18 protein-coding genes are annotated in these 17,211 nt (G+C 70.5%); 11 read left to right on the top strand and 7 right to left on the bottom strand.

Annotation, left to right across the window (positions count from 1 at the left end):
* The first annotated feature begins 146 nt into the window (after window positions 1-146).
* The 8 genes from ABEA33_RS10700 to ABEA33_RS10665 all read left to right on the top strand — a co-directional run bounded on the left by ABEA33_RS10700 (window position 147) and on the right by ABEA33_RS10665 (window position 10,459).
* Complete coding sequence (locus ABEA33_RS10700; RefSeq protein ID WP_345526759.1) at window positions 147-1,124, top strand: LacI family DNA-binding transcriptional regulator; 978 nt, start codon at window positions 147-149, stop codon at window positions 1,122-1,124.
* Window positions 1,121-2,404, top strand: coding sequence for a sugar ABC transporter substrate-binding protein (locus ABEA33_RS10695; protein WP_345526758.1), 1,284 nt, complete (start codon window positions 1,121-1,123; stop codon window positions 2,402-2,404). The genes ABEA33_RS10700 and ABEA33_RS10695 overlap by 4 nt, the downstream gene beginning before the upstream one ends.
* A gap of 1 nt (window position 2,405) precedes the next feature.
* Entirely contained in the window at window positions 2,406-3,338 is a 933-nt protein-coding gene (locus tag ABEA33_RS10690) for a carbohydrate ABC transporter permease (RefSeq protein ID WP_345526757.1), read from the top strand.
* 5 nt (window positions 3,339-3,343) lie between these two features.
* The gene (locus tag ABEA33_RS10685; protein ID WP_345526756.1) at window positions 3,344-4,243 is read left to right on the top strand and encodes a carbohydrate ABC transporter permease; all 900 of its coding nucleotides are present in this window, start codon (window positions 3,344-3,346) and stop codon (window positions 4,241-4,243) included.
* Between the two features lie 21 nt (window positions 4,244-4,264).
* A complete protein-coding gene (locus ABEA33_RS10680; protein WP_345526755.1) occupies window positions 4,265-5,818 on the top strand; it encodes a glucoamylase family protein in 1,554 nt (517 codons plus the stop codon).
* Entirely contained in the window at window positions 5,815-7,653 is a 1,839-nt protein-coding gene (locus ABEA33_RS10675; RefSeq protein WP_345526754.1) for a GH39 family glycosyl hydrolase, read from the top strand. Before ABEA33_RS10680 ends, ABEA33_RS10675 begins: the two co-directional genes overlap by 4 nt.
* A 103-nt stretch (window positions 7,654-7,756) precedes the next feature.
* Window positions 7,757-8,254, top strand: coding sequence for a DUF4234 domain-containing protein (locus tag ABEA33_RS10670; protein WP_345526753.1), 498 nt, complete (start codon window positions 7,757-7,759; stop codon window positions 8,252-8,254).
* Window positions 8,255-8,293: 39 nt separating this feature from the next.
* On the top strand, window positions 8,294-10,459 hold the full coding sequence (locus ABEA33_RS10665) for a glycoside hydrolase family 15 protein (protein WP_345526752.1): 2,166 nt from the start codon (window positions 8,294-8,296) through the stop codon (window positions 10,457-10,459).
* Here the strand turns inward: ABEA33_RS10665 and ABEA33_RS10660 are convergent.
* On the bottom strand, window positions 10,452-11,054 hold the full coding sequence (locus ABEA33_RS10660) for a hypothetical protein (RefSeq protein WP_345526751.1): 603 nt from the start codon (window positions 11,052-11,054) through the stop codon (window positions 10,452-10,454). The genes ABEA33_RS10665 and ABEA33_RS10660 overlap by 8 nt on opposite strands.
* 29 nt (window positions 11,055-11,083) lie before the next feature.
* Between ABEA33_RS10660 and ABEA33_RS10655 the strand changes: the two genes are divergently transcribed.
* Window positions 11,084-11,245, top strand: a complete 162-nt coding sequence (locus ABEA33_RS10655; RefSeq protein ID WP_345526750.1) for a hypothetical protein — start codon at window positions 11,084-11,086, stop codon at window positions 11,243-11,245.
* 94 nt (window positions 11,246-11,339) lie between these two features.
* Window positions 11,340-11,483 (top strand): hypothetical protein, encoded by a 144-nt coding sequence (locus ABEA33_RS10650; protein ID WP_345526749.1) that lies wholly within the window; start codon window positions 11,340-11,342, stop codon window positions 11,481-11,483.
* Between the two features lie 94 nt (window positions 11,484-11,577).
* Here the strand turns inward: ABEA33_RS10650 and ABEA33_RS10645 are convergent, their stop codons facing one another.
* From ABEA33_RS10645 to ABEA33_RS10620, 6 genes are all read right to left on the bottom strand, one after another.
* A complete protein-coding gene (locus ABEA33_RS10645; RefSeq protein WP_345526748.1) occupies window positions 11,578-11,862 on the bottom strand; it encodes a contact-dependent growth inhibition system immunity protein in 285 nt (94 codons plus the stop codon).
* A gap of 15 nt (window positions 11,863-11,877) precedes the next feature.
* Window positions 11,878-13,275, bottom strand: a complete 1,398-nt coding sequence (locus ABEA33_RS10640) for an RNase A-like domain-containing protein (protein ID WP_345526747.1) — start codon at window positions 13,273-13,275, stop codon at window positions 11,878-11,880.
* Window positions 13,272-13,577: a WXG100 family type VII secretion target gene (locus tag ABEA33_RS10635; protein WP_345526746.1), complete on the bottom strand. Its 306-nt coding sequence runs from the start codon at window positions 13,575-13,577 to the stop codon at window positions 13,272-13,274. The genes ABEA33_RS10640 and ABEA33_RS10635 overlap by 4 nt, the downstream gene beginning before the upstream one ends.
* Complete coding sequence (locus ABEA33_RS10630; protein WP_345526745.1) at window positions 13,577-13,885, bottom strand: WXG100 family type VII secretion target; 309 nt, start codon at window positions 13,883-13,885, stop codon at window positions 13,577-13,579. Before ABEA33_RS10630 ends, ABEA33_RS10635 begins: the two co-directional genes overlap by 1 nt.
* 75 nt (window positions 13,886-13,960) lie before the next feature.
* Window positions 13,961-15,103, bottom strand: coding sequence for an acyl-CoA dehydrogenase family protein (locus tag ABEA33_RS10625; RefSeq protein WP_345526744.1), 1,143 nt, complete (start codon window positions 15,101-15,103; stop codon window positions 13,961-13,963).
* Between the two features lie 9 nt (window positions 15,104-15,112).
* Window positions 15,113-16,288 (bottom strand): acyl-CoA dehydrogenase family protein, encoded by a 1,176-nt coding sequence (locus ABEA33_RS10620; protein ID WP_345526743.1) that lies wholly within the window; start codon window positions 16,286-16,288, stop codon window positions 15,113-15,115.
* A gap of 149 nt (window positions 16,289-16,437) precedes the next feature.
* Here ABEA33_RS10620 and ABEA33_RS10615 point away from each other — a divergent pair, with 149 nt between their 5' ends.
* Window positions 16,438-17,208, top strand: coding sequence for a hypothetical protein (locus tag ABEA33_RS10615; RefSeq protein ID WP_345526742.1), 771 nt, complete (start codon window positions 16,438-16,440; stop codon window positions 17,206-17,208).
* Window positions 17,209-17,211: the final 3 nt, after the last annotated feature.

Raw genomic sequence — 17,211 nt, 5'->3', positions numbered from 1 at the left:
CTCGCCCAGCGAGCGCCATGACGTCAGGGACTACCCCGCCACGACACCCCGGAAGTAAAGCCTGGAACCCGGAGGTGTGATCGCGGTTACACCCGGGTAAAGACTGCGTGTAACCGGTTTCATCACCAACTCGGGAGGTGGCGCGGATGAGGGCAACGATCCGCGACGTCGCGCGGGAGGCCGGCGTCTCCATCGCCACGGTCTCTCGGGTGATGCGTGACTCCGAGGCCGTGCGACCGGCGACCCGGGACAAGGTCCGTGCCGCTGCGGCCGCTCTCGAGTTCGTGCCCAGCCAGCTCGGCCGCCAGCTCGCCGAGCGCCGGCACGCCGCCAACGGCATCGTCTTCCCGGACCTGTCCGGCCCCTACTACGCCGAGGTCGTGCTCGGCTACGAGTCGGTCGCCGCCGAGCTCGGCCGGTCCGTGCTGATCCTCTCGACCCGCGGCCGCGACGACGCGGACGCAGCCGTCCAGGCGATGGCCGAGCGCTGTGACGGGCTGGTGATCCTCGGCCGCACCGTCTCCGACGAGAGCGTCGAGCGACTCGCGGCCCGTGGCGCCAACGTCGTTCTCGTCGCCCGCCCGCCCGTCGGCGGCGTGGACGCAGTCAACGCGGAGAACCGCATCAGCGCGCAGGCGCTCACCCAGCACCTCCTGGACCTCGGCGCCCACCGCCTGGTCTTCGTCGGGGACCCTTCGACCTCCCCTGACGTGGCCGAGCGCTTCGCCGGGGTCCAGGAGGTATCTCACGACGTCGAGCTCCACCACGTCGACGACCTCGACGAGACCGCCGGCGCGCACCTCGTCGGCGACTACCTCACCCGCGCGCTGCCCGACGCCTTCGTCTGTGCCAACGACGAGCTCGCGCTCGGCATGCTCGGCCGGCTGCGCGCCGCCGGCGTCGACATCCCGGGCCGGGTCAAGGTCACCGGCTGGGACGACGTGATGGCCGCGCGGTACGCCGGCCTGACCACCGTGCGCCAGCCGATGCGCGCCCTCGGCTCGACCGCCGCACGCCTGCTCGACGAGCTGATCGTCGGGACCCGCAGCACACCACGACACGAGGTCCTGCCCACGCAGCTCGTGATCCGCACCAGCACCACACTCGGGAAGGAACACGCATGAACCGCACCACCATCAGTCTGGTCGGCCTCGCGGCCGCAGCCAGCCTCGCGTTCACCGCCTGCGGACGCAGCGACGACACCGGAGCAGAAGGCGAGGAGCAGAGCACCGCGATCTCCGACGGCAAGGCCGAGGGCACCATCGAGGTCTGGGCCATGGGCACCGAGGGCGAGAAGCTCGGTGACTTCGTCGAAGACTTCGAGGACGCCAACCCCGACGCGACGGTGAAGGTCACCGCGGTCCCGTGGGAGTCCGCGCACGACAAGATCTCCACTGCGATCGCGGCCGGCGAGGGCCCCGACGTGAGCCTGATCGGCACCACCTGGATGGGCGAGTTCGCCGAGGCGGGTGGCCTGATGCCTACCCCGGAGGGCCTCGTCGAGGAGACGGACTACTTCCCGGGTGCCTGGCAGTCCACCGAGGTCGGCGGCACGTCGTACGGCGTGCCCTGGTACGTCGAGACCCGGGTCCTCTTCTACCGCACGGATCTGGCCACGAAGGCCGGCTGGGACGAAGCGCCGACGAACTGGGACGACCTCAAGCAGTTCGCGAAGGACCTGGAGTCCAAGGGCGGCGCGAAGTACGGGCTCAACCTGCAGCCCGGCCAGACCGGCTCCTGGCAGAGCTATCTCCCGTTCGCCTGGACCGACGGCGCGACCCTCACCAACGAGGAGGGCACCGAGTACACGATCGACTCGCCCGAGATGGCCGAGGCGCTCGACTACTACACGTCGTACTTCGACGACGGGCTCTCGCTCACCCGCACGCTCGACCCGGGCGAGCTGGAGAGCGGCTTCGCCGAGGGGACGTTCGGCTCCTTCATCTCCGGGCCGTGGCACACCGGCCTGGTCGAGGACGCGGGGCTCGACGAGAGCGAGTACGCCGTCGCACCTCTGCCCGGCAAGGACGAGGGCATGGGTACGTCGTTCGTGGGCGGCGGTGACCTGGCCGTCTTCCAGGACTCCGACAACCCCGACGGTGCCTGGAAGCTCGTGCAGTGGCTGTCCGAGCCCGAGGTCCAGCAGGACTTCTACGACGAGGTCGGCGACCTGCCGGCCGTGCAGGCCGCGTGGGAGACCGGCGAGCTGTCGACCGACCCGCAGCTGAAGGTGTTCGGCGAGCAGCTCAGCGACGCGCAGTCGCCCCCCGCCGTACCCACCTGGGAACAGGTCGCGGCCTCCATCGACGGTCTCGTCGAGCAGGCCGCGCGGGGCGACCTGTCCGGTGAGGACGCGGTCAAGCAGATGCAGTCCGACGCGCAGTCGATCGGCACCGGGCTCTGACATGAGCGCCGTGACACAGGGCCCCGCTCGGATGCGGGGGTCTCGACAGGCTCGACCGCCGGATCGGCGGGGGCAGGCCGTCGCCGGGTGGATCCTCGCCTCGCCGTTCGTCGTGCTCTTCCTGGTGTTCACGGCGGGTCCGGTGCTCGCGAGCCTCGGGATGAGCTTCACCGACATGCGCAGCACCGACCTGCGCTCGCCGTTCGCGGTGCAGTTCGTCGGCCTCGACAACTACGTCGACCTGGTGCAGGACCCGCTCTTCCGCAAGGTCACGCTCAACACCCTGCTCTACCTGGTGCTCGGCGTGCCGCTCACGATGGCGCTCGCGCTCGCGGTCGCCGTGGGGCTCAACGGGCTGAGCCGCTCGCGCGGCTTCTTCCGCGTCGGCTTCTACCTCCCGGTCGTGACCAGCATCGTCGCGGTCTCGGTGGTCTGGAAGTACATCCTGCGCGACGAGGGCGGCCTGGTGAACGCCGCGCTCGGCTGGGTCGGCATCGACGGGCCGGCCTGGCTCGACTCCACGACCACCGCATTGCCGTCGTTGGTGGTGATGGCCGCATGGCGCAACTTCGGGACCCTGATGGTCATCTTCCTGGCCGGGCTCCAGACCGTGCCGCGCGAGCAGGTCGAGGCAGCCGAGGTCGACGGCGCGTCCGGCTGGAGCCGCTTCCGGTTCATCACGTTGCCGGCACTGCGACCGGTGCTGCTCTTCGGTGCCGTCATCACCGGCATCGGCTACCTGCAGTTCTTCGAGGAGGCGTTCGTGATGACGAAGGGCGGGCCGCTCGACTCGACGCGGTCGGTCACGTTCTTCACGTTCGACCAGTTCGGCTACGGCAACTACGGGTACGCCGCGGCCGCCAGCTACCTGCTCTTCCTCGCGATCGTGCTGCTCACCTTCTTCCAGTTCCGCCTGCTGCGGACCAAGGACTGATCGACATGACCCAAACCCTCGCGACCCCGACCGCGGTACCGGAGGAGCCGGCGGACTGGAAGGCCCCCAAGCAGAAGCGTGGTGCCGACGGCATCCGCACCCCCGGCTGGCTGTACGTCGTGATGGCGGTCGGCCTCTTCCTGGTCGTCGTCCCGTTCATCTGGATGGTGGTGTCGTCGTTCAAGCCCGAGGCCGAGGTACGCGCGATCCCGCCCACCTGGTGGCCGCAGGACGTGACGACGGAGAACTACGACCAGCTCTTCACCCGGCTCGACTTCCCGACGTACTTCTTGAACTCCACGATCGTCGCCGTCGCGGTGACGCTCGGCAACGTCGTCTTCTGCTCGATGCTGGGCTACGCCCTCGCCAAGCTGGAGTTCCCCGGCAAGCGGGTGCTCTTCGCGCTGGTGCTCGGCACGCTGATGGTGCCCGGCGTGGTGACCTTCGTGCCGCTCTTCGTGCTGACCACCAACCTCGGCCTCACCAACACGCTGCCCGGGATGATCCTGCCGTTCCTGGCCGGGCCGTTCGGGGTGTTCCTGATGCGGCAGTACATCCTCGGCCTGCCCGACGAGCTGATCCAGGCCGCCCGCGTCGACGGCGCCGGTGAGCTGACGATCTTCGCCCGCGTGATCATGCCGCTGTGCGGGCCGGCGATCGCCACGCTGGGCGTGCTCACCTTCCTCACGTCGTGGAACAACTTCCTGTGGCCGCTGGTGGTCGCCACCTCGGAGGACAAGTTCACCCTGCCCGTCGCGCTCGCGCTGTACGCCGTCGGCCAGAACGCCACCCAGTACGGCCTGCTGCTCGCCGGCTCGGTCGTCGTCGTCATCCCCGTGCTCGTCGTCTTCCTGCTCCTGCAGCGCTACATCATGCAGGGCGTCGCCATGACCGGCATGAAGTAACCAACCCGTCAGGAGATCCTCATGCGCAACTCGGTGCGCACCGTCCTGGTCGCCGCTCTCGCGACCGTCCTGCTTGCTCCGGCCTCCGTTGCGAGCGCCGACCTCGAGAACGAACGACGCGGCCACGACCGTGGTGACCGCACCCTGGAGAGGTACGCCGCGGACACATGGCGGTCGGTCCGGGCGATGGTGGTGCCCCGCACCGGGCTGCCCGCCGACAACGTCGGCGGCGATCTCAGCGCTGGCTCGCGTGCGGCGTACACCTCGCCCACCAACATCGGCGCCTACCTCTGGTCGACGGTCGTCGCCCGCGACACCGGACTGATCGACAAGCGTGAGGCGCACCGCCGGATGGCGCGGACCATCGGCACGGTCGCCGACCTGGAGCGCCACGAGGCGTCCGGCATGTTCTACAACTGGTACAGCCCGGCGAACGGCGAGAAGCTCCGGACCTTCCCGACCGACGGCAGCACGATCAAGCCGTTCCTCTCCAGCGTCGACAACGGGTGGCTCGCCACCGCGCTGCTGCTGGTCTCCCGCGCCGATCGGCAGCTGAAGCCGAGGGCCGACGCGATCCGCGACGGCATGGACTTCGGTTGCTACTACAACGAGGCCGAAGGCCAGGGAGGCCAGATCCGCGGCGGCTTCTGGGACGAGGACCCGCAGGAGACCGCGCCGGTCCTCGGCGACTACTGCGACATGGGCACCGACGTCTGGTACACCGGCCACCACTACGGCGCGTTCAACACCGAACCGCGGATGGCGTCCTACCTCGGCATCGCGTCCGGCCAGATCCCGGCCAAGCACTACTACGGCACGTTCCGGACCTTCCCCAACGACACCTGCGACTGGGCGTGGACGGAGACCAAGCCGGTCGGCTCGTGGCAGAGCTACTCCGCCGGCGGCGAGAGCATCGACGTCTTCGAGGGTGCCCTGCCGTATCGCGGCACCAACATCGTGCCGACCTGGGGCGGCAGCATGTTCGAGGCGCTGATGGTGCCGCTGTTCGTGCCCGAGGAGCGGTGGGGCGCGCGGTCGTGGGGCGTCAACCACCCGCGCTACGTGCGCGGTCAGATCCAGCACGGACTGGATGAGGCGGCCTACGGCTACTGGGGCTTCTCGCCCTCCAACAACCCGGCCGGCGGGTATCGCGAATACGGCGTCGACCAGCTCGGCCTGGACGGTGCCGGCTACACCTCCGACCAGGAGCGCACGACCGTCGACCAGCCCTTCGAGGGTTGTCGCGAGGGCTCGCCCGCGCCGACGTCGTATGGCGACGGGGTGGTGACGCCGCACGCGTCGTTCCTCGCGCTGCGCTACGCGCCGAAGGCGGCGCGCGCCAACCTGGCCAAGATCGAGCGCGACTTCGACGCCTACGGCAGGGGTGGCTTCTACGACGCCGTCGCGGTCCGCAGCGGCCAGGTCTCGAAGCACTACCTGTCCCTCGACCAGGGGATGGTGATGGCCGCGCTCGGCAACGCGCTGGCCGACGACGACATGCGGCGCTACGTCGCCCGGGGCGCCCTGGAGACCTCCCTGCGTCCGCTGATGAAGCAGGAGGTGTTCGCCCGATGAGCTCTGCCAACAGCGACGCACGCGCTGACTGGAACTCCCGGATCGGTCTGCGCACCGGCGTCTCCTTCGCCGGCAACGCACCAGAGCTCGATCCGCCCGACGGCACGGTCGCAGTCGCCGGCGGGTCCCAGGTGACGCTCGACTGGAAGCCGGTCGACGGCGCCGTGGGCTACCAGGTCCACGTGGCCGAGAGCGCGAACGGCCCGTGGTCGGAGCTCGACCACGCCGGCCGGGACGTGCTCGCGGTCCCGCACCCGCCGTACGTCGACACGACGGGGACGCCGGGGGTGGAGCGGTGGTACGCCGTCGCGTCGCTCTCCGACGTGCACGTCGAGGGCCCGCTGTCCGCGCCCGTGTCGGCGGTGCCGCTCGCGACGGCGGGGTCGGTGACCGTCTCGATCGACACCGGCTCGGACCTCGGTGAGCTGGACCGGCCGTGGCGGCCGATGATCGGGTCCGAGCACCTGTCCCACGCGCTCTCGACCGACACCACCGGAGGCAGCGTGGTCGGGGAGGAGCTCTCGGCGGCGCTGCGCGCCGCGCACGAGGAGCTCGGTGTGACCCATGTGCGGGCGCACGCGATCCTCTGCGACGACCTCGGCGTCTACCGCGAGGTGGACGGGGGCCCGGTCCACGACTTCGGGGGAGTGGACCGGGTCTACGACCACGTCCGCGCGCTCGGGCTCTATCCGGTCGTCGAGATCTCCTTCATGCCGCACGACCTGGCAAGCGACCCGTCGAAGACGGTCTTCGACTACGACGCGATCGTCTCGCCGCCGAAGGACTGGAGCCGCTGGCACGACCTGGTGCGCGACCTGACGGCGCACCTCATCGAGAGGTACGGCGACGAGGTCGTCGAGCACTGGTCGTTCGAGGTCTGGAACGAGGCCAACCTCGAGGTCTTCTGGTCGGGCACGCCCGAGGAGTACCTCCAGATGTACGACGTCACCGTCGCCGCGGTCCGCTCGGTCGACGACCGGCTCGTGGTCGGCGGCCCGTCGTCCGCGGCGGCCGGCTGGGTCGAGGAGCTGCTCGCGCACGCCGAGGAGGCCGACGTCCCGGTCGACTTCATCTCGACCCACACCTACGGCTCGCCGCCGTTGGACTTCAGGCCGACGCTCGCGCGCTACGGCCACGAGGGCACGCCCATCTGGTGGACCGAGTGGGGTGTCACGCCGACGCACTTCAACGAGGTCAGTGACGCGGTCTTCGCGGGCACCTTCCTGCTGCGCGGGATGGCATCGGCGATGGGCCGCATCGAGGCGCTGTCCTACTGGGTGGTCTCCGACCACTTCGAGGAGCTGGGCCGGCCGCCTGCCCTGCTGCACGGTGGATTCGGGCTGCGCACCGTCGGTGAGCTGCGCAAGCCACGGTGGTGGGCGCTGGCGATGCTGGAGCGGCTCGGATCGCGCCGGCTGGCGGCGTCGTCGACGGGCGACGGTGCCGGATCGCTCATCGAGGTGATCGCGGCCACCGGAGAGATCGGCGTCACCGCCCTGCTGTGGAACCTCACGCTGGACCAGACCAAGGCGGCCGGATCGGACGAGCTCGCCCGTGACGTCCGCGTGGAGCTCACCGGGCTGGAGCCCGGAGCGACCTACCAGCTGGTGCACGAGCGGGTGGACCAGCACCACTCCAACGTCGCGGCGGCCTGGGGTCGGCTGCGTGAAGACGGCCAGGACTGGCCGGACGCGGAGCAGTGGGCGCAGCTCAAGGCGGCCGATCGGCTCGACGAAATCGAGTCCCCGCGGGCGGTCATGGCCGACGCCGCGGGCACCGTGAGCGTCGACCTGACGCTCCCGATGCCGGCGATGAGCCTGTTGACCCTGACCTGACGACCGGGCTCTGACACACCCGAGGGTTTGGCGGAAATGGCCGCCGACGGGGTGCAGCGGCCCTAGCCTCAGGTGTTCGTCCCATCAACCTGAGGACTGTGTCATGACCGAGAGCAACGACCCCACCGCCTCCGCGCCTCCGCCGTACGGCACCCCTGCACCCGCTCCGACCGGCGGCGTCCCGGCGCCGGCAATGGCGGGCGGCGCGCTGGCGCCGATGGCCGGACCCGCAGACGGCCCGATCGGCAAGGTCCGCAGCACCGGCACCTGCGTCCTGCTGACGATCGTCACGCTCGGCTTCTACACCTGGTACTGGTACTACAAGACCCACGACGAGATGAAGCAGCACACCGGCAACGGCATCGGCGGCCCGATCGCACTGATCCTCGCGATCGTCGTCTCGATCGTGATGCCCTTCCTCAGCTCGAACGAGGTCGGTGGCCTCTACGCGCGCAAGGGTCAGCAGAAGCCGGTGAGTGCCGCGACCGGGCTCTGGTTCCTGCTGCTCGGCTGGTTCTTCTTCGTTGGCGCGATCGTCTGGTTCGTGAAGACCAACGGTGCGCTCAACGAGTACTGGAAGTCGCAGGGCGCGCCTGCCTGATCGTCGTTTGTGACGCGGGTCACGGGGTACCGGCGCCTCATGGACCCACGCTTGATCGCCGGCGCCGCGGTGCTCGCCACCGCGGTCGCCGGCGTCTCCCTCGCTCCCGTCAACGCGGCGTCCGCCCCGGCGCCAGGTGCGAAGTCCACCTGGACCGAGGCCGACAAGACCGGCTTCGGTGCGGCGCGTTCGCGCGGCAGCAACGTCTGGTTCACGCTCCAGGGCGGACGGGTCAGTGAAGTCTTCTACCCCGACCTGTCGACGCCGAGTGTGCGGACCCTCGAGCTCGTGGTCGTCGGCGACGGCTTCGTCGACCGTCCGACGGCCGCTGCCGCTGTCACCCGACCCGACCCGCGCAGCCTGCGGTTCCGGCAGTCCGGCAACCGCCACCCGGACCGCTACCGGCTGACCCAGGAGGTCGTCACGGACCCGCGGCACGACAGCCTCGTGGTCCGGGCACGGCTCGAGTCCCTGGACGGTGGCAGCTACCGGCTCTACGCGCTCTACGACCCCGCGCTCGGCAACGACGGCATGGACGACCACGGCACGACCCGGCGCCACTTCCTCGCCGCCCACGACGGCAACGTGTCGACCGCACTGCGGTCACGCCCGGCGTTCACCCAGACGGCGACGGGGCTGCTGGGGACGGGCTCCGACCCGTGGCGCGACCTGCGCCAGGACGGCGACCTCGACCGGGTCGACCAGCCTGCCGGGCCCGGCAACGTCGTCCAGGTCGGCCGAGTCGGCGGCACGGCACGCCCGGCGGCGCCGCTCCAGGCGAGGCTGGCCCTGGGCTTCGGGAAGCGGCCGCAGGGTGCGGCCGAGGCGTCCGGGAGCACCGCCACGACCAGCTGGTCTGCCGTGAGCGCGCGCTACGACCGCGGCTGGCACCGCTACCTCGCCGGGCTGAAGGACGTGCCGGCGAGCGCGGACGCCGTACGCGACCAGTACCTCGCCTCCGCGCTCGTCCTCGCCGCCGCGGAGGACAAGGTGCACCGCGGGGCCTTCATCGCCTCGCCGTCGGCCCCGTGGGTGTGGGGCGACGAAGTGAAGGACCTGTCGTCGCCGTCGGGGGCCTACCACCTCGTCTGGTCACGCGACGCCTACCAGTTCGGCACAGCCCTGTGGGCGATAGGCGACCGAGCCGCCGCGCGCCGGATGGTCGGCTGGCTGTTCGGCACCCAGCAGAAGAAGGACGGCTCCTTCCCGCAGAACTCCGACGTGTCCGGCAAGCCGGTGTGGAGCGAGCTCCAGCTCGACGAGGTCGCGCTCCCGATCGTGCTCGCGCACCTCGTCGGGAAGCGGGACGCGGCGACCTGGCGCGGCGTGCGCAAGGCGGCCCGCTTCCTGGTGTCCTTCCGCGACGAGGACACGGGTCGGCGGGCGCCGTACAGCCCGCAGGAGAGGTGGGAGAACCAGTCCGGCTACTCGCCCAACTCGATCGCCGCCCAGATCGCCGGGCTCGTCTCAGCGGCCGATTTGGCCAGGGTGAAGAGGCATCCTCGGTTGGCGCGCCAGTGGCTGGCCGTCGCCGACCGGTGGCAGTCACGGGTCAAGCGGTGGACGGTGACCCGCAACGGTCCGCTGTCGGCCGCGCCGTACTTCCTGCGCCTGACCAAGGACGGTCGGCCCAACCGCGGCACGACGTACGAGATGGGTGACGGTGGTCCGAAGAAGATCGACCAGCGTCGAGTGGTGGACCCGAGCTTCCTCGACCTGGTGCGCCTCGGCATCCTCTCGCCCGACGACCCGGCGGTGCGCAACAGCCTCGCCGTCGTGGACGCTCGGTTGAAGGTCGACACCCCGCTCGGCCCGTTCTGGCACCGGTTCACCCGCGACGGGTACGGCGAGACGCGATCCGGCGGACAGTGGGTGATCACGGACCCGGGCGCCCACAAGACGCTGGGCCGCGGGTGGCCGATCCTCACCGGCGAGCGAGGGGAGTACGCCGTGGCCGCGGGGGAGGATGCCGCGCAGTACCTGGCCACGATGGCGGTGGCGTCCGGCCCGAGCGACATGCTCGCGGAGCAGGTCTGGGACCAGCGGTCGCCGAGCGGTCGGGCGTGCTGCCCGGCAGGCGAGGGAACACGTTCGGCCACACCGCTGGTGTGGTCGCACGCGCAGCTGGTGCGCCTCGCCTGGTCGATCCAGAGTGGGCACCCCGTCGACCAGCCTGCCGTGGTGGCCGATCGCTACGTCAGGTGACGACCGCTATCTCGGTGCCGAGCTGGGCTCCGCGGAGCAGCTCGAGGTCGTCGCCGGACCAGAACCGGCCCGGGTCGTAGTAGTTGGTCGGGCGGCCGGTGCCGAGCAGCCCCATCGCCTCGTACGTAGCCGCGACGACCTCGGCGCAGTAGGTCAGCTCGGCCGACGCGGCGCGCCGTACCCGACCACGCGCCCAGCGCCCGACCAGCTTGGCCGTGGAGGGGAACGGCGTGCCGTCTAGCCGCGCGATCGTCTGCAGCACCGCGTCCTCCATCTCGCGGGTGACCGGGGCGTCGAGCTGGCGCAGCCACGCCTGCTGCTCGTAGCGCCCGGTCCACTGGACCACGGCCTCGCGCAGGTCGTGCAGCTGGACGCCGCGGTGGTGGTTGTCCGTCCACACGTCGCGCAGCCCCTTGCCGAGCTCGGCGTGCCACATCAGCGGCGGCAGGTCGTCGAGCACGACCGCCATGCCCACGTGGTTGACGGGCGCGTTCGTCACCATCCGGATAGCGTGGTCAGCGGCCGAGGACCCGCGGAACAGCCACAGGTCCCCGGTGCGCGTCAGGTCGACCGCCTGGTCGAGCGTGATTGTCATCGACGGTCCAGTGTCATGGAGGAGTCCTCGTGAAGCTGTGGAAGATTCTCGGGCTGGCAGGAGTGGCCGGAGTGGCCGCGTCCGGGGCCATCATCGCGCGCGACCAGCGCCAACGGGCGCAGCTGTCCCCCGAGCAGGTCCGCGACCGGCTGCACGAGCGGCTCGCGGAGAGCGAGAAGCCCGCGGGCTGACGCGCCTCAAGTCGGTTCCCAGTGGCCCCCAAGCGGGGGAGCCCACGATGGGCGTGCTCGCCAGGGTGGCGGGCATCTGCCCGAGAGGAACGTCATGAGCACCATCCACATGCAGCGCCGTCAGCAGTGGCGGGCGATGTCGAACGAGGACAAGCACCAGCGACTTCAGGCGATGCGCCAGCAGCAGCAGCGCCAGGTCGAGTTCGAGATGCTGCGCCTCCAGACGCACGTGCGATGACTTCGGTGCGTTTCTCGCCTCCGGGTCCGGGACGTCATACGAATTGTGGTCTCTGCGCCACGATTGGTATGACCTCCCAGGCCTGGTGTCCTGCTCAGACGGTCGCTGCTCGGACCCGGTCGGCGATCTGGGTGAGCCACTCGCGGTAGGTGAGGCCATCGGTGTCGATCCCGATTCCGAACTCCTGGAGGAGTGCTTCGAGACTCGCCTCGTCGTCGTGCGTTCCGAGAACGCTCAAGATCTCGGCGGGCAGCTTGCTGGCCAGTTCAGGGTTCTTGCCGGCGAAGTCGTCGACAGCCTCGAACTCGTTGGCGTAGTTCTCGAAGATGTCTTCGTCGAGATACACGCCGACGAACGTGGAGAGTGCGCTGCGGCTCATGATCACAATTCTGCCTCAGAGGTACGGATGGGCCGTGATCAACCGCCAGCCGCCGGTCGCTGATCTGTCCGGCAGAAGCACGATTTTGACCTTGTGGGCCTGCACGACCTCACCGGTTGCTCGGACCAACACGTCGCCGATGTCATTCCCGAGGTCAGCCCGAAACGCCTGGCTGTCCTTGGCAGTCTTGAGCCAGTCGAGAACTTCCTGCTCGTTGCGCCGGAGGGTGCGCTCGATCGCCGTCTCTGCCTCCTTCTGATTGCGAAAGGTGGAGGCGGCCTTTAGTCGTGGCTGGTCTCGCAGCCGCCCCCGTAGGTACTCGACTGACCTGCCGACGTGTCGTTCCATCGTGTGGCCGAACTTCTCGTGCGCTGGCAACCAGCCCGGCCGGAGTTTCCCTAGCTGATACCCGCGGGCAACGCCCTGCCCACTTGCCTCCATCAACATCACCCGCGCGGCATTGATCCGCTCGGTGCGCGCGCCGATCTCACCCGCCGTCACGGCCACCGGCCGCACGCCGAGGGCGGTGCCACCCGCCAGGACCCGCAGGCTGTCGAGGATGCCGCGGGCCTTGCTGCTGGCGGCGGCGAGGCGAGCAGCGCCGAGGCCGCCGGCTGCTCCGGCGGCAGCACCACCGGAGACGATCGAGATGCCGCCGGCGATGATCGCGCCGAGGGCGAGCTCCCGGGCCAGGTCCTCCAGCAGCGAGAGGAGCTCGGAGCGCTTCGTGTCGACGTGCTCGGCGTACTCGGAGCAAGCGGCGCCGAGGGCGTCGAGCTGGGCGGCGAGGTCGACGACCCGGGACCGTACGTCGCGGATCACGGCGACGGCGACCGGGACCTCGGGGGAGCGTTCGCCGTCGAGAGCGGCGAGCGCCGAGTCGCAGTGGGCGGACAGCAGGCCGACGGCCACGCCGGCGGTGGTCCAGGCGTCGGCGGCCGCACGCAAGCGGCCGGTGTCGGCGCTCGGCCAGAACACGTCCTGCAGCACGTCGAGCACGAGCCCGGCTGCGCCGCCCGGTCCACCGGAGTCGGAGCCGAGCGAGGAGGGCGGCGGCGCCAGGAGTACGCCGACGGCGTGGTCGGCCACCGTCGGAGGGCCGACCACCGACCGCGCCCAACCAGGCAGGGTGGATCGCGCATCGGCGTGGGCGTGGTTCGACAACGACGCCTCGACCAGCTTCCCGAGCGCGCCGAAGGCACCGACCATCGACTCCAGCGCCTCGATCGACGCACCCGCACCATCGTCGTACGACGTCGCGAAGTCGGTGGCGGTCGAGTCGTCGCCGGCCATCCCGCCGTACCCCCAGAGGCGTCCGGCCAGGCGAGTCGCGGTCTGGGCGGCCAGCTTGTTGCCGCTCACCAGCGACTCCACCGCGGAGGAGTAGCCCTGTTCGCTGACCGCCAGCCTCACGAGACCTGCTCCCACATCTGCAGGTTGGTCGCGGCGGCGTCGCGATAGCTGTCGTGGGCCGTCCGACCGACGGCCCGCATTGCAGCGAGCGCCGCGCGCATGTCGCGGAACCCGGCCGCCCACTCCGCCTGCGCGCCCTCCTGGGCGATGGCCGCCGAGCCGGCCCAGGTCACGTGCAGCGCCGCCACCCGTCGCGAGACCTCGTCGAGCAGCACGTCGAGCGCCTCACCCGAGCGAGCCATGTCCGCGACGGTCTCGTCGAGCAGATCGAGGTCCACCGCCAGAGAATCGAACCCAGCCATCAGCCCAACCTCGCCGTCAGCCGATCTATCGCGGACTGTGAGCCGAGGTCGCGCTCGGTCAGGTCCGCATGGACCGCGGCGAGGAGCCGGCCCATCTCGACCAGCCCGTCGAGCACCCGCTCGGCGCCCGCGCACCAGTCCGACCAGCCCTCGGCGTACGCCGCAGCGGCCGGTCCGCTCCAGCCGCCGTCGAGCAGGACGTCGACCTGGCGGGTGACCCGGTCGCGGTCGGTGCGGAGTCGGTCAGCGGCGGCTGCGACGTCGGCGACCGTGGCCCGGAAGGCGGGATGTTCGAGGCGGACGTCCATGAAAAGCAGCATCCCCGGGCCGGAGGCCCGGGGACACCACCGTTCGTCGATCTGTGGATAACCCAGCCCGCGGGATCAGGGCAGCGGGTCGACCTCGTCGTACCCGCCGATGCCCGCGGCGAGCAGCCCCAGGTGGTGGTTGCCGTCGCCGAAGAGGTGGTCGAGCGCGGTGAGCCGGCTCGTGTAGGTGCCGATGCTGTACTCCGCCGTCATGCCGATGCCGCCGTGGAGCTGGATCGCCTCCTGGCCGATGTGCCGGCCGGCGCGGCTGACGCCGAGCGAGGCGCGGGCTGCCGCGGTGGCGGCCTCCTCGCCGGAGCCCTCGGCCAGCACCATCGACGCCCAGGTCGCCAGGCTGCGGGCGAGCTCGAGCGACACGTACATGTCGGCCGAGCGGAAGTTCAGCGCCTGGAAGGTGTTCAGCGTGACGCCGAACTGCTTGCGGCTCTTGAGGTACGCCGTCGTGTTCTCGAGCGCTACCTCCATCAGCCCGATCGCTTCATTGCACGCGGTGATCCGGGCGATGTCGAGCACCCGAGCGACCACACCCGCGCGGTCCTCGGCCGGGCCCAGCGGCACGGCGGGGGTCTCGGCGAAGGTCACCTTCGCGGCCCGGCCGCCGTCGTGGGTCGGGTAGCCGTCGCGGGTGAGCCCGGACGCGTCCGAGGTGACCACGAACAGACCGGTGCCGCCGTCGGGCAGCGCGGCACTCACCACGAGCACGTCCGCGCGTACGCCGTTCGGCACCGGCTCCTTGACGCCGGACAGGGTCCACGCGTCACCCGAGCCGGTCGCCGTGACGGCCGAGGCGGTCGGCTGCCAGCGTGAGCCGGGCTCCGCGTGCGCGAGGGTCGGGACCAGCTCGCCGGCCGACAGCGCACCGAGCAGCTCGGTCTTCTGCTCCTCGGAGCCGGTCGCGGCGATCAGGCCGCCGGCCAGCACCACCGAGGTCAGGAACGGCTCGGGTGCGACGACCCGGCCGAGCTCCTGGGCGACGATGCCCACCTCGATCGCGCCGGCGCCCATGCCGCCGTACGCCTCGTCGAAGGGCAACCCCAGCACGCCCATCTCGGCGAGCTGGGTCCAGACCTTCTCGCTGAAGCCGGGGTCGTCGGCTGCGGCCCGGCGGCGGTTCTCGAAGTCGGAGTAGGCCTTGCCGACCAGACCGCGGACGGCCTCGCGCAGCGCCTGCTGCTCCTCGTCATAGGTGAAGTCCATGTCTCCTCCTCAGAGTCCCAGGATCGTGCGGGCGATGATCTGGCGCTGCACCTCGTTGGAGCCGCCGTAGATCGAGGCCTTGCGGAAGTTGAGGTAGACCGGCACGGAGTGCGTGGCCCACCAGGGCAGGTCCGAGTCGTCGCGGGCGCCGCTGGCGGCCGAGGCCGGGCCGGCGAGGTCGACGATCAGCTCGGTCACCGCCTGCTGGAGCTCGGTGCCCTTGAGCTTGAGCACTGACGAGGCCGGGTGCGGCTTGCCGTCGGTTGAGTTGGCCACCACGCGCAGCGCGGTGAGCTCGAGGGCGAGCAGCTCGTTCTCGAGCTCGGCGATCCGGGTCGAGACGAGCGGGTCGTCGAGCAGCGTCTTGTCGTCGCCGACGGAGATGGTGGCCGCCCACTCCTTCGCCTGCGCGAGCGAGCTCTTGGTGGCGCCCACGGGGGCGACGCCGACGCGCTCGTTGCCGAGCAGGAACTTGGCGTAGTCCCAGGCGCGGTTCTCCTCGCCGACGAGGTTCTCGACGGGCACGCGCACGTTGTCGAACCAGACCTCGTTGACCTCGTGGCCTCCGTCGATCAGCTCGATCGGGCGTACGTCGACACCCTCGGAGGTCATGTCGATCAGCAGCAGCGAGATGCCGGCCTGCCTCTTCACGTCGGGGTTCGTCCGGACCAGGGTGAAGATCCAGTCGCCGTACTGGCCGAGCGTGGTCCAGGTCTTCTGCCCGTTGACGACGTACTCGTCCCCGTCGCGTACGGCGCTGGTGCGCAGCGACGCGAGGTCGGAGCCGGCGTCGGGCTCGGAGAAGCCCTGCGACCACCAGATGTCGAGGTTCGCGGTCTTCGGGAGGAACCGCTCCTTCATCTCCTGCGAGGCGAACTGCGCGATCACCGGCCCGATCATCGAGGCGTTGAACGCGAGGGGAGTCGGCACGTAGGCGCGCTGCATCTCCTCGTGCCAGATGTGGCGGCGCAGCGGCGTCCAGTCCCGGCCACCCCACTCGACGGGCCAGTTCGGCACCGCGAGGCCGGCCTCGTTGAGGATCTGCATGCTCTGGACGAACGCGTCCTTGCCGAGCTCGCGGCGATCACGGACGGCGTCGCGGATCTCCTGCGGGATCTTCGTGGTGAAGAACTCCCGCATCTGGTCGCGGAACTCGGCGTCCTCGGCCGACAGCGCCAGCTGCATCGGTGCACCTCCTGGGTGGCTCCTGGTGAACGGTCCCATCATGCCTGCCGCCTGCACGAAGTGACCGCTCAGTAGGCTCTTGAGACGGCCTTCTTGGGCGCTGCGCACAGGCAGTTGGCGCGCCCAGGCGCTCGGCATACTGGACGGCGATGAACGACAAGAGCGATGGCGCCCACATCGACTGGACCCGCACGGTCGCGGGTGCGCTGGCGGCGGTGGCCTCGGCGATCCTGCTCTCGACGCTCGGCGCGGTCGGGACGATCATCGGTGCGGCGGTGGGCAGCATCGTCGTGACCATCTCGAGCGCTCTCTTCACCCAGGGCCTGTCGAGCAGCAAGCGCAGCCTGGCCAAGGCGCAGGCGAGCGCGATGCAGAAGGTCGGCATCGCGCACGCAGAGGTACGCCGGGCCGAGCGCGCCGACGACGTCGAGGCCCAGGAGGGCCACCTGGAGCACGCCGACGAGCGGCTCGAGGAGGCGCACGAAGAGCTGGACGCCGCCGCGCTGGCGGCTGCGCCCCCGAGCTGGCGCGAGCGCCTGACGCTGCTGCCCTGGCGACGGATCCTCCTCGGCGCAGGAGTGCTGTTCCTGATCGCGGTCGTCGTGATCACCGTGTTCGAGGTGATCGCCGGCCGGTCGGTCTCCTCGTTCACGGGCGGGTCCAGCGACGACAGCGGTACGACGATCACCCACGTGCGCGAGGGCGGCCCGGGCAGGGGTGACGACCCGGGCCCGAGCGATAGCCCGGACCCGACCGACGACGCAAGCCCGAGCGAGACCCCGAGTGAGAGCCCTGGCGTGTCACCCACGGGAGAGCCGACCCCCAGCGACGCGCCCACCCCGTCGCCCATGGAGTCGTCGACCCCGTCGCCGAGCGAAACTCCCGCTGAACCTCAGGTGATTACTTCGCCCACTCCCTGAACA

This window comes from Nocardioides endophyticus, assembly GCF_039543845.1.
GTDB lineage: Bacteria > Actinomycetota > Actinomycetes > Propionibacteriales > Nocardioidaceae > Nocardioides > Nocardioides endophyticus.
This window is presented reverse-complemented; position numbering and strand designations above follow the sequence as displayed.